This is a genomic window from Paraburkholderia sp. BR14374, from assembly GCF_040948685.1.
In the GTDB taxonomy this organism is placed as follows: Bacteria; Pseudomonadota; Gammaproteobacteria; order Burkholderiales; family Burkholderiaceae; genus Paraburkholderia; species Paraburkholderia youngii.
On record NZ_JBFPKF010000013.1, the window covers coordinates 23,665 to 35,959 of the forward strand.

The following is a 12,295-nucleotide window of genomic DNA, read 5'->3' on the forward strand; positions in this document are numbered from 1 at the left end:
GGCGGCGTCGCGGCCAGATGAAGGTGCCGCAATTACAACGACAAAATACGATGCAATCGACGTCGATACCCGGAACTGCCTGTATCACGTATGGTCGAACGCGCTCAGTCGCCGCTGAGCGGGATTAAGTGTCCAAAACGGTGTGGCGTCGTCGGGAGAGGAAAACTACATGAACAAGGCTATCGAGGTCGCGCTTTTTCTGCATCTGCTCGGGGTGGCGGTGTGGGTCGGCGGTATGGTGTTCGCGCATTTCTGCCTGCGCCCGGCGCTCGGCGATCTGTCGCCGCAACTGCGCCTGCCGCTGTGGGAGTCGGTCTTCGGCCGTTTCTTCAACTGGGTCGGGGTGTCGGTGCTCGTGATCCTGATCAGCGGCGGCTTCCTGCTGATGCAGTTCGGTGGCGGTCATGCCACCTGGCCATTGCATGCGATGGCCGGCCTCGGCATCGTGATGATGCTGATCTTCGGGCATATCCGCTTCGCCGTGTATCCGCGCATTCGCCGTGCGGTGCAGGCGCAGAAGTGGCCCGATGGCGCGCGGGCGGTCGGTACGGTCCGCCGTCTCGTGCTGATCAATCTCGTGCTGGGCGTCGTGACGATCGGCGTCGCGGTGCTGTCGCGCGGATTCTGATCCGCCGATCGCCAACGGCGCGACGGGCTTCGTGCGGACCGCGATGCGTCACGTCGTGACGCCGTACGCGAGCCACAAACCACACACCACCGCCACCGTTCCGTACACGGCGTACACCGGCACCTTCAGCTTCGCGAAGCACATTGCGGAGAACGTCGCGGTCACCAGATAGATCGGTTCCAGCGGTACACGCGCGGCAATGCGCAGTACCGCGACCGCGAGAAACGCGGTCGTGACCGCGCGCAGAATCCTCATGCCGTGCTCGAAGCGCGGATTCACCTTCAACAGATGCAGATGCCGCTGCGCGAGCACGACGAGGCAGCCGGACGGCACGAATAGCGCGAGCGTCGCGATCAGCGCGCCTAGCCAGCCATCGACGAGATAGCCGAAGAACGGCACCACGTTCAGCAAGGGTCCAGGAGACAACGGCGACAGCGTAAACGCGAGCGTGAAGTCGTTATCGGATACGCCGACCGCCGGCGTGACGAACAGCGTCTTCAGCACCGGCAACGCCGAGAAGCCGCCGCCGAACAGCGTCATGCCGGCGCCGGCGAGACGCGGCCACAGCAGCGCGAGGTCATAGCGATGCGGCAGCGGCAGCGCAAACAGCACGAGCAGGACGCCGAGCGCGGCCAGCAGCCGATAGTCGCCGCGCCGAAGCGACACGGCCAGCCGCGAGTCGCGCTCCGGGCTCGCGAACCAGCCGATGCCGAAGGCTGCTCCCAGTATCACCACATACGCCGCGGCGCTATGCGCATAGAGCAGCGCGATGCTGCCGAAGAGCGCCGCCGTCCATTCGAGCTTGCCGCGCACCAGCGCGCGCGTCTGCTTGTACCAGGTGAGCGCGATCAGTGTCGCAAGCACGACGCTGAAGTGATGTAGCAGCGTCTGCGACGCGATCGTATGCACGACGGGCGTGCGATAGAAGATCGCGAACAGCGTCATCAGTGTGAAGAAGGGCAGCACGCTCGCCACACCGGCGACCCATGCGCCCGCGCGTCCGCGCAGCGCGTGCCCGAGCTGCACGGCGACGTTGCAGCCGACGGGTCCCGGCACCATCCACGCGAGCGCGATCAGATCCGAGAACGCCACGCGCGAGAGTCGCCCCTCGCGTTCCACGTAGTGATGCTCGAGCTGCGCCATCAACGCGAGGCCGCCCCACGACAGCGCCGACAAGCCGCACACGACCCGGAACAGCGTCCATAGCGGTTCCCGTCGCCCGCGGCGGGCAGCCTCCTCACTCGTGATGGTCGGCATCGGCGCTGCGGATGCCCGGCGTGCGGGCGCCCGTCCTTTAATTGCTGGTGCTGGATACGCTGCTTGCGCTGTCGGCTAGGTGCGCGACACGGCGGCCGCTGGTGTTGTTCATGCCGCATACCCCGAAGCGCTCGAGCAGCGCCGGAATCGCCTCTGCCGGCACCGGACGCGAGAACAGGAAGCCCTGCGCCTCGATATGGCCGAGCGCGGCCAGCCACGCAATCTGCTCTTCGGTCTCCGTGCCTTCGACCACCACCGTGAGCCCGAGCGAGCGCGCGAGGTTGACGATCGCGGTGACCATCACACAGACGCTGCGGTCGCCCGGAATCGCCTGGACGAACGAGCGGTCCACCTTCAGCGTATCGACGGCGAAGCGGTTCAGATAGGACAGCGATGAATAGCCGGTGCCGAAATCGTCGAGCGCGATGCGTACGCCGAGACGCTTCAGCGCGAAGATTTTTTCGGAGACGACTTCCGGAAATTCCATCATCGTCGTTTCAGTGATTTCGAGTTCGAGGCGGCGCGCGGAGATGCCGGTTTCCTCGATCGCGCGCGAAATCGTTTCGAACAGGTCGCCGCGCCAGAACTGCACCGCCGAAATGTTCACAGCGAGCGACAGCGTGTCGTAGCCCTGCTGCTGCCACTGCGCGAGCTGACGGCATGCGGTCTCGATCACGAAGTCGCCGATCGGCACGATCAGCCCAGTGGACTCGGCCACGGGAATGAACTCGTTGGCCGGGATCAGCCCGTGCTGCGGGTGGTTCCAGCGCACGAGCGCTTCGAAGCCGGTGATGCAGCGACGCGCCAGATCGATCTTCGGCTGATAGGCGAGGAACAGTTGCCCTTCGGCCAGCGCGACGCGCAGCTGCTGTTCCCACTTCATCAAATGATCCGCGCGATGCGACAGATGCGGCGAATAGAACTGGTAGCAGTTCTTGCCGGCGTCCTTCGCGCTGTACATCGCGAGGTCGGCTTTCTTCAGCAGGTCGATCTCGCTTTCGTTGGCGACCGAGTACAGCGCGATGCCGATGCTCGCATGCAGCACGAACGAACTGCCGCGCACCTCGAACGGCTTCGAGAACGCTTGCGCGGCGGCTTCGGCGAGCGCGACCGCACGCTTCTCGACATCGTCGCCCTTGATCACGACGACGAACTCGTCGCCGCCGATGCGGGAGAGCGTGCCTTCGTCGCCGACCGCGGTCGCCAGGCGCGAGGCCGTCATCTGCAGCACGATGTCGCCGGCGTTGTGACCGAGCGTGTCATTGACGGTCTTGAAGTTGTCGAGGTCGATGAAAAGAATCGCGAGGCGGCCGAGATTGAACGGCTGCGCGACGTCGTGGCGCAGCGCCTGCAGCGTCGCGTAGCGATTGCGCAGGCCCGTCAACAGGTCGTATTCGACGAGATGCGTCATCTCGCGCTCGCGGCCGAGCAGCTTGCCGATCAGGCCGGTCGCGACGCCGAAGAAGCTGAGCATCGCGAGCGAGATGAAGCCTGCCATCAACAGATAGACGTTGCGCGTGTGGTTGTAGTCGGCGAATTCTTCGCCCTGCGAAAGACCGACGAGCACGCCGAGCGGATAGCCGTCGATGTGCCGGTACGACACGATACGCGTGACGTTGTCGATCGAATCGACGTAGGTGCCCGACACGTGCTCCGAAGTCGGATACGTGCCGCTCGCGGTAAACGTGCTGCTGGCTTTGTTGGCGTTGCCGGTGCGGCGCGCGAGCACGGTGCCGTTGTCGGAGATCACCGCGATCACGCCTTCGCGGCCGATCGCCGCGTTGTTGTAGAAGTCCGACGTGAAGTAGCTCGGGTCTTCGGACACCACGACGACGCCCGCGAACGAGCCGTCAGGATGATTCAGGCGCCGCGTCATCTGCAGCGTCCAGTGACCCGAGATGCGGCCGAGCACCGGTTTGCTGATGTATAGCTGGTCGTCGTTCTCGTGCTCGTGGACCTTGAAGTGCTCGCGGTCGGACAGGTCGATGTGAGCGGGATTCAGTTCGGCCGTGTTGGCGATCAGTCTGCCGTGCTCGTCGATCAGCGACACCTGCACGAGCGTTTCGCTTTGCACGACACCTTTTTCGACCGTGCTCGCGAGATCGAAATGATTCGGCGTCTTTTCGAACTCGTACTTGACGAAGCGCGTGATCTGATCGACCTGGTGAATCGCCTTGATAGTGTGCTGCTCGAGCGCCGAGGAAAGAATGGCGGAAGACGCCATCGCTTCGCGGTACGTCGCGTCTTTCTCGACCGATAGCCGCGCGAAGATCACGGTCCACAGCAGGATCAATACGAGTACGCCGAGTGCTGGAATAACGAGCAACGCGCGCCGGCGCGTGATCATCGGATCGCGTCGCGGCCTGGCTTCGCGCGGGTCGGAGAAGCGGGACTGAGTCATCGCGCGGCCCTTGGCTGGGGGTGGGTCGCTTGCAAACGCACGGGCATCGACTGCGCGAAATAAATGGATGGCTGCATGGTGACCAAGGTGCCAAAGCTGCTGCGCAGGAGGAGAGGGCGTGGCGCCGCGCCTGACCGTCCACAGGTCATCGGATTCGACCGCTATATACCGTTCGATATTACTGAATGCGACTCGATTAAGGAAGGGTCCGCGCATGGGGTATACGCGGGCGCGGCGAGCACCTCGGTCCGGCCGCTCATGAGCCCTGCATGGCCGGTTTCTGGCAAGGGTTTTGCCATCCAGTCGCGATGAATTCGGACAACCAGGTATGGCGACGTCATAGTGATGCGGCTTTTTGTGGTGTGAAGCGGCGACATGCGGCGTGTCGCGGTGCCTCGCGCGCGAGGACGCGGTCCGCTTACGCGAGCCGGCACTTGCCTTCGATGATCGTTACCGCAGGCCCGCCGATCCAGATCTTGCCGCGTGCATCGTCATAGTGGACCGACACGTCGCCCGCGCGTCCGAGCACGGTGCCTTGGCGCGCCGTGTAGCGCGTGCCGGGACGACGTTGCTGCAGGCTCAGCAGACCCGCGAGCGCGGCGTTGGCGCTGCCCGTCACCGGGTCTTCGCCGGTGCCGAAGCCGCCGCCCGCCATCAGGCAACGGACTTCGAACGTTGCCGGGCCGTCGGCGTCGTGCGGACCGTATACGGCGACGCCGTGCGCGTCGACCGAATGCACGAGCTCGGCTAGCGCCGCCGCATCGGGTTCGAGCGCGAGGCAGTCGCGCGCCGAATCGACCCGCACGACGAGCCACGGCGCGCCGTTATCCACCGCGCATGGCGGCGCGGTAAAGTCGATCGCATGACTACGTAAAGCCGTAGACAGGGCCTCGTAACGATGCGCGGCGAGCGGCGTCACGCGCGCGGGTGGCGCGGCGAACGCCCATGCGCCGTGCGTCGTGGCGGCGCCATCGAGCGCTTCGAGTTCGACGAGACCCACGCCGCATTGCTGGATCAGCTTGCGAGCCTGCTTCGGCTGGTAGCCGCTTTCGCGCAAAGCATGCGCGGTGCCAAGCGTCGGATGACCAGCGAACGGCAACTCGCCGCCCGGCGTGAAGATGCGCACGCGATAGTCGGCGGCGGCATCGGTCGGCTTCAGCAGAAAGGTGGTTTCGGACAGATTGGTCCAGCAGGCGATGGCCTGCATCTGCGCGGTATCGAGCGCGTCGGCATCGAACACGACGGCAAGCGGATTGCCCTTGAACGGTGTCGACGTAAACACGTCGACCTGTTTGAAACGAACGATGTGAGCGGACATCGACAGGCCCCGGCGCAATGGACGTTGAGGGATCTCGCGGATTCTATCCGGCTGCGCGGCGGCGATCCACCGTCGCCATAAAACAAAAACGCGCCGCCGGTGCGTGACACCAGACAGCGCGGTCGCATCGCGATGCCGCGTGAATTATTTGCGAATCTCACGCGGCATCGCCTGCATCGTCATATCGCTTCGATGCTTATTCGACCTCGGCGATCAGTTCGATCTCGACGCACGCGCCGAGCGGAATCTGCGCGACGCCGAATGCCGAGCGCGCGTGCTTGCCGCGCTCGCCGAACACGTCGGCGATCAGCTCGGACGCGCCGTTGGTGACCACATGCTGCTCGGTGAACTCGAGCGTCGAGTTCACGAGGCTCATCAGCTTGACGATGCGCGTGACGCGGTTCAGGTCGCCGACGTGCGCATGCAAGGTGGCGAGCAGATCGATTGCGATCGAGCGCGCGGCGGCCTTGCCTTCGTCGGTGCCGAGCGTCGCGCCGAGCTTGCCGACCCAGACCTTGCCGTCCTTCTTCGCGATGTGACCCGACAGGTACACCGTGTTGCCGCTTTGCGCGCTCATCACATAGGCCGCTGCCGGCGCACCCGCTGCCGGCAGTTCGATGCCGAGTTCCTTGAGCTTGTCGTACACATTCGATTGAGTCATGTCGTGTCCTCGTTACGGTGAGATTGCATGAATGCAGGCGGGGCGAAGTCCGCACGCAACGCGCGTGCAAACTTCGCCCCGGTGGCAGTGCGGCTAACGCCGTTTCAAATTTTCGCGCGCACGAGTGCGCCGAGACGCACCACGCCTTCGTCGATTTTAGCGGGCGGCACGGTGACGAACGATAGACGCAGCGTATTGTGCTGCGCCTCGCTCGCGAAAAACGGAGCGCCCGGCACGAATGCGACGTTTTGCGCGACCGCTTCTTCGAGCAGCTTCATCGTGTCGATGCCCGCCGGCAGCTTGACCCAGATGAACATGCCGCCTTCCGGACGGTTCCAGCTGACACCTTCGGGCATATAGCGTTCCAGCGCGGTGAGCATCGCGTCGCACTGGTTGCGATACAGCTCGCGGATCGTCGGCACGTGCGTGTCGAGGAAGCCGTCCTTGACCACTTCGTGCACGATGCGCTGCGTGAAGCTCGGCGTGTGCAGGTCGGTGGCCTGCTTGGCCTGCACGAGTTTGAAGATCAGTTCCTCGGGCGCGATGATGAAGCCGACGCGCAGACCCGGCGCGAGCACCTTCGAGAACGAGCCCAGATAGACGATGTGATCGGGCGCCATCGACAGCATCGTCGGCAGCGGTTCGCCCGCGTAGTCGAGCGCGCCGTAGGGGTCGTCCTCGATCACCGGGAACGGCGAGCTTTTCGCGAAGTCGGCGAGCGCGCGGCGGCGTTCGACCGGCAGACGACGGCCGGTCGGATTCTGGAAATTCGGCTGTGTGTACAAGAGACGCGCGCCTTTGATCAGTTCCGGCGTCAGGCCTTCCGGGATCAGGCCCTGTTCGTCGGTCGGAACCTGCACGTAGTGCGGCTCGTACATCGAGAACGATTGCAGCGCGCCAAGGTAGGTCGGCGTTTCGACCAGCACCGGGCTATCCACGCAAACCAGCACCTTGCCGAGCAGGTCGAGTGCCTGTTGCGAGCCGGTCGTGATCAGCACCTGCGACGGGCGGATCTGCGCGCCGTTGATCGAGTAGCGTTGCGCGACCCATTCGCGCAGCGGCAGATAGCCTTCGGTCGCGCTGTACTGCAGCGCAGCGGCGGGCGAGTCGCGCAGGATGCGGTCGGATGCCTCGCGCATGCGCTCGGCCGGGAAGGTGGCCGGCGAGGGCAGGCCGCCGGCGAAGGAGATGACTTCGGGCCGTTCCGTGACCTTCAGGATTTCGCGAATCGCGGAGCTGGTGAGCTTGCGCGCGCGTTCGGACAATTGCCACGTCGGGGCTTTCAGGTCGCTTTGGTCCATGATCTCCTCTGCTGGTATTTCTGGAACCGGTCAAAACTTCGATTATCGCGCGACTCGACAAGCATTGCCGCCGGGGGCGCCCCGGGGGCGCCCGGGGTTGCCCCGCGGTTGCCCGGCGGTTGCCTAATCGCGCGCTGCTTATCCGAGGGTTCGTGGACCCTCGGGTGTTTCAAATTCGGCGACGAGCGCCGCGGCGCCGTCGGTCGGCTGGACGTCGAGCAGGTGCGCGGCGCCGAGCCAGCGCAGTTGCTCGCCGATCAGCTCCGGCCGCGGATGCACGGCTTTCAGCGCTTTCAGCGCGAGGTTCGTCGGTGCCAGCGACTGCGACGGATGCCGCGTCGAGTCCCACTGGATCAGCGACGGCAGCACGCCGTCGCCGGCGCCTTGCCAGGCGGGGAACGAGCCGTCGTCGGGTACCGTCAGGCCCCACGTGAAATCGCCGCGTGTCATCGGCACGACCGGCGCGATGCGCTGCGGATACTGCGCCTGCCACGTCGCGAGACGCTTCGGCCGCTCGACGCGCGCGACCCAATGCGACAGATACGGCCCGTTTTCGAGTCGCGCCTGCATCGCCGGATCGTCGAGCGCGAACAGGCGCGGGCGCGGCGCGGTGCCACCGGGTGTGTCGGCCGAGGCGCGCGGATCGATCGCGATCACTTCCAGGTAGACGCCGCCCCACAGGCCGAGCAGGCGATTGTGGGTCCGCATCAGCGGATGCGCGCCGCCGCCGGCCGGGGCGACGCCGAGGGTATCGGCGACGTACTGGACGCCTTCATCCAGCGTGCGCGCGGAGACGACGAGGTGATCGAGACTGATGAGCGATTGGGCTGTCAGGGCTGTCATGGCGGATCGACGGAAAACGCTGTTCTGCGCAAGGGCCATTTGCGCGCCACGCTTGTAGGCTGCGCTGCCGGGGCCGTAAGCATAACCGTTTGCCGGATCGGCGGCCCATGCGGATGGTTTCGTATGCGGTGACCACCATTCGCTGGATTCAAATGTAACGGCCGCGACCTGCACAGTAACGGTACAATCGACTCGATACTGTTCGGTACAGTTGGAGCCCGTCATGTCCGTCCCGCTTGCCCAGATTCCCGCCCCGCACGATACCGCGTCGTTGACTCTCGTCGAACAACTCGTCCAGTGGGCGCGGCGCCGCATCGAGGAGCGCGTGTTCCGCCCCGGCATGCGCATGCCGTCCATCCGCAAGCTCGCGCTCGACAAGGGCGTATCGCGCTTCACGGTGGTCGAAGCGTACGAGCGGCTCGTCGCGCAGGGTTTCCTGGAGTCGCGGCGCGGCTCCGGCTTTTATGTGCGCGAGCGCCAGAGCGGCGCGGCGAGTGTCACCGAACTGCACCCGCGCGCCGAGACGCTGCCCGCGCCGGCCAACATCGACGTCGTCTGGCTGCTGCGCAACATGCTGCATACGGGCGCTCGGCCCGAGCGCAGTCCGGGGCTCGGCTATCTGCCGGCCCGCTGGCTCGACGGCGACCTGATCACCAACGCGCTGCGCACGCTCGGCCGGCAAAGCGGCATGCAGATGCTCGGCATCGGCACCGCGCAAGGTTTCCTGCCGCTGCGCCAGCAGTTGCAGACGCGGCTCGAGGAGCTGGAGATCGGCGCGTCGCCCGAGCAGATCGTGATGGTGTCCGGCATCACGCAGGCGATCGACCTGATTTCGCGCATCTACGTGAAACCGGGCGACGCGGTGATCGTCGGCGATCCGGCGTGGTTTCAGATGTTCGGCTGCTTCGCGTCGCAGGGCGCCCGATTGGTCGGCATGCCGTACACCCCGGACGGTCCCGATCTCGACGCGCTCGAAGCGCTGGTTCAGGAATGGCGCCCTAAAATGCTGGTGATCAACTCGGTGCTGCAAAACCCGACCGGCACCTCGCTGACCGCCGCGCAGGCGTTCCGCATCCTGCGGCTTGCCGAGGCGTACGACTTCATCGTCGTCGAAGACGATATCTACGGCGACCTGTGCCCGCCCGGCTACCCGGGCACGCGCCTGGCGAGCCTCGATCAGTTGAAGCGCGTGATTTACCTCGGCAGCTTTTCGAAGACGCTCGCGCCGAATCTGCGCGTGGGGTTCATCGCGTGCGCGCCGGAAGTCGCAATGGTGGTCAGCAATCAGAAGATGCTGGTCGGCATGACGAGCCCCGAACTCAACGAGCGCGTGATCTACAAGATCCTGACCGAGGGCCACTACCGGCGGCACGTCGAGCGCATCCGCGCGCGGCTCGACGGCGTGCGCGAGAAGGCCGTGCGGATGATCGAGAAGGCCGGCATGAAGCTGTTCCTGACGCCGACGGCGGGCATGTTCCTGTGGGCCGACACCGGCGTCGACGCGGGCGCACTCGCCGCGGCCGGGCACGAAGCTGGCTTCCTGCTCACGCCGGGCGGCCTGTTTTCGCCGCTGCAGTCGCCGAGCACGTGGATGCGCTTCAATATCGCCAATTGCGGCGATCCCGAACTGCCGGCGTTTCTGAGCCGTTATCTCGACGGCGTCGCGCGCCGCACCTCTTGAAACCGCGCCGGATCGTCCCCAATTGCGCGGACGATCCGGCGGTCCGGCGATCCGGCCCGGCGGGCCCTGACAGATTTCGCCGCCGCCCATCCCCCATTCGCAACAGAGAGGAAGTCCGACCATGGCACAAGAAACCATGAGCTTTCAGGCAGAAGTGAAACAACTTCTGCAACTGATGATCCATTCGCTGTACAGCAACAAGGAAATCTTTCTGCGCGAGCTGATCTCGAACGCGTCCGACGCGGCCGACAAGCTGCGCTTCGAGGCGATCGAAAACAGCGCGCTGTACGAAAACGATCCGAACCTGCGGATTCGCGTGTCGTACGACAAGGCCGCGCGCACCGTCACGGTCGACGACAACGGCATCGGCATGAGCCGCGACGAAACGATTGCCCACCTCGGCACGATCGCGCGTTCGGGCACCAAGGAATTCTTCGGCAAGCTGTCGGGCGACCAGCAGAAGGACGCGGCGCTGATCGGCCAGTTCGGCGTGGGCTTCTACTCGGGCTTCATCGTCGCCGACAAGATCACCGTCGAGACGCGCCGCGCCGGCTTGCCCGCTTCGGAAGGCGTGCGCTGGGTCAGTGCGGGCGAAGGCGATTTCGCGGTCGAGACGATCGAGCGCGCCGCGCGCGGCACGACCATCACGCTGCATCTGCGTGCTGATGAGGACGAGTTGCTGTCGTCGTATCGGCTGAAGTCGATCATTCAGAAGTACTCGGACCACGTCGCGCTGCCGATCCTGATGCGGAAGGAAGAGTGGGACGCGGAAAAGAGCGAGATGGTCACGAAGGACGAGGACGAGACCGTCAACCAGGCGAGCGCGCTGTGGACCCGTTCGAAGAACGACATCACCGACGATCAATACAAGCAGTTCTACCAGCACATCTCGCACGACCATCAGGACCCGCTGACGTGGACGCATAACCGCGTCGAAGGCCGCAGCGAATACACGCAACTGCTGTACGTGCCGTCGCGCGCGCCGTTCGATCTGTGGAACCGCGAGCAGCGCGGCGGACTGAAGCTGTACGTGAAGCGCGTGTTCATCATGGACGACGCCGAGCAACTGCTGCCCACCTACCTGCGTTTCGTGAAGGGTGTGGTCGATTCGGCCGATCTGCCGCTCAACGTGTCGCGCGAAATCTTGCAGGAAAGCCGCGACGTGAAGGCGATCCGCGAAGGCGTGACGAAGCGCGCGCTGTCGATGCTCGAAGAACTGGCGAATTCGGATGAAACCGCCGACAAGGAAAAGTACGCGAGCTTCTGGAAGGAATTCGGCCAGGTGCTGAAGGAAGGCATCGGCGAGGACTTCGCCAATCGCGAGCGCATCGCCAAGCTCCTGCGCTTTGCGACGACGCATACGGGCACGGCCGAGCAGACCGTGTCGCTGGCCGACTACGTCGCTCGCATGAAGCCCGAGCAGACCAAGATCTACTACGTGACCGCCGACACCTGGCAAGCCGCGTCGAACAGCCCGCATCTCGAAGTGTTCCGCAAGAAGGGCGTCGAAGTGCTGCTGCTGACCGATCGCGTCGATGAATGGATGCTGTCGTTCCTCAACGAATTCGACGGCAAGCCGCTGCAAAGCGTCGCGCGCGGCGATCTCGATCTCGGCGCACTGAACGACGAGGAAAAGCAGGCGCAGGAGAAAATCGGCGAAGAGTTCAAGCCGCTCGTCGAGAAGATGAAGGAAGCGCTGAAGGACAAGGCGAAGGACGTGCGTCTGACGTTCCGCCTGACCGACTCGCCGTCGTGCCTCGTCGCCGACGACGGCGAAATGAGCGGCTACCTGCAGCGTATGCTGAAGGCCGCGGGCCAGAAGGCGCCGGAGTTCCATCCGATTCTCGAAGTGAATCCGGAGCACGCGCTCGTCAAGGGTCTGCATGCCGATAGCGCGAATTTCGACGACTGGTGCCATCTGCTGTTCGATCAGGCACTGCTCGCCGAAGGCGGCGCGCTGGAAGATCCGGCGAGCTTCGTGAAGCGGACCAATGCGTTGCTGCTGTCGCGCGCGGGTTGAGTTTCAGTGAAGGCGAACCGGGAGCGTCGATCACGTTGTTATTGGATTGACGCTCTGAGGTGGTTCGAAATGCGCTGCTTCGGCAGCGCATTTTTTTGCCCGTCGGTTTGCGCCGGCTTCGTGCCTGGAGCGGCGCGCGCGATCAGCGCAAGCGTCGCTGCGAAAAAATGCCGTCGGAGCGCGCC

At 64.7% G+C, this 12,295-nt stretch carries 9 protein-coding genes; 3 read left to right on the plus strand and 6 right to left on the minus strand.

What is annotated here, in order from left to right; genetic code table 11:
* Positions 1 to 169: 169 nt before the first annotated feature.
* Positions 170 to 628, plus strand: coding sequence for a CopD family protein (locus AB3X86_RS25715; protein WP_013088820.1), 459 nt, complete (start codon positions 170 to 172; stop codon positions 626 to 628).
* Positions 629 to 676: 48 nt separating this feature from the next.
* Here the strand turns inward: AB3X86_RS25715 and AB3X86_RS25720 are convergent, their stop codons facing one another.
* The 6 genes from AB3X86_RS25720 to AB3X86_RS25745 all read right to left on the minus strand — a co-directional run bounded on the left by AB3X86_RS25720 (position 677) and on the right by AB3X86_RS25745 (position 8,400).
* A complete protein-coding gene (locus tag AB3X86_RS25720; protein ID WP_368598198.1) occupies positions 677 to 1,885 on the minus strand; it encodes a chromate transporter in 1,209 nt (402 codons plus the stop codon).
* A gap of 37 nt (positions 1,886 to 1,922) precedes the next feature.
* A complete protein-coding gene (locus AB3X86_RS25725; protein ID WP_368598199.1) occupies positions 1,923 to 4,286 on the minus strand; it encodes an EAL domain-containing protein in 2,364 nt (787 codons plus the stop codon).
* 418 nt (positions 4,287 to 4,704) lie between these two features.
* Positions 4,705 to 5,604 (minus strand): PhzF family phenazine biosynthesis protein, encoded by a 900-nt coding sequence (locus AB3X86_RS25730; RefSeq protein ID WP_368598200.1) that lies wholly within the window; start codon positions 5,602 to 5,604, stop codon positions 4,705 to 4,707.
* A gap of 196 nt (positions 5,605 to 5,800) precedes the next feature.
* Positions 5,801 to 6,265, minus strand: a complete 465-nt coding sequence (locus AB3X86_RS25735) for a RidA family protein (RefSeq protein WP_368598201.1) — start codon at positions 6,263 to 6,265, stop codon at positions 5,801 to 5,803.
* Between the two features lie 104 nt (positions 6,266 to 6,369).
* Positions 6,370 to 7,566, minus strand: coding sequence for a PLP-dependent aminotransferase family protein (locus AB3X86_RS25740; RefSeq protein ID WP_368598202.1), 1,197 nt, complete (start codon positions 7,564 to 7,566; stop codon positions 6,370 to 6,372).
* A 138-nt stretch (positions 7,567 to 7,704) separates the two neighbouring features.
* The gene (locus tag AB3X86_RS25745; protein WP_368598291.1) at positions 7,705 to 8,400 is read right to left on the minus strand and encodes a VOC family protein; all 696 of its coding nucleotides are present in this window, start codon (positions 8,398 to 8,400) and stop codon (positions 7,705 to 7,707) included.
* A 232-nt stretch (positions 8,401 to 8,632) separates the two neighbouring features.
* Between AB3X86_RS25745 and AB3X86_RS25750 the strand changes: the two genes are divergently transcribed.
* Together AB3X86_RS25750 and htpG are read left to right on the plus strand one after the other, a co-directional pair.
* Positions 8,633 to 10,090, plus strand: a complete 1,458-nt coding sequence (locus AB3X86_RS25750; protein WP_368598203.1) for a PLP-dependent aminotransferase family protein — start codon at positions 8,633 to 8,635, stop codon at positions 10,088 to 10,090.
* A 121-nt stretch (positions 10,091 to 10,211) separates the two neighbouring features.
* The gene (gene htpG, locus AB3X86_RS25755) at positions 10,212 to 12,110 is read left to right on the plus strand and encodes a molecular chaperone HtpG (RefSeq protein ID WP_368598204.1); all 1,899 of its coding nucleotides are present in this window, start codon (positions 10,212 to 10,214) and stop codon (positions 12,108 to 12,110) included.
* The last annotated feature ends 185 nt before the right edge of the window (positions 12,111 to 12,295 follow it).

Coding starts and splice junctions, on each gene's coding strand:
- AB3X86_RS25715 (WP_013088820.1), top strand. CDS start 170: ATGAACAAGGCTATCGAGGTCGCGCTTTTTCTGCATCTGCTCGGGGTG.
- AB3X86_RS25720 (WP_368598198.1), bottom strand. CDS start 1,885: ATGCCGACCATCACGAGTGAGGAGGCTGCCCGCCGCGGGCGACGGGAA.
- AB3X86_RS25725 (WP_368598199.1), bottom strand. CDS start 4,286: ATGACTCAGTCCCGCTTCTCCGACCCGCGCGAAGCCAGGCCGCGACGC.
- AB3X86_RS25730 (WP_368598200.1), bottom strand. CDS start 5,604: ATGTCCGCTCACATCGTTCGTTTCAAACAGGTCGACGTGTTTACGTCG.
- AB3X86_RS25735 (WP_368598201.1), bottom strand. CDS start 6,265: ATGACTCAATCGAATGTGTACGACAAGCTCAAGGAACTCGGCATCGAA.
- AB3X86_RS25740 (WP_368598202.1), bottom strand. CDS start 7,566: ATGGACCAAAGCGACCTGAAAGCCCCGACGTGGCAATTGTCCGAACGC.
- AB3X86_RS25750 (WP_368598203.1), top strand. CDS start 8,633: ATGTCCGTCCCGCTTGCCCAGATTCCCGCCCCGCACGATACCGCGTCG.
- htpG (WP_368598204.1), top strand. CDS start 10,212: ATGGCACAAGAAACCATGAGCTTTCAGGCAGAAGTGAAACAACTTCTG.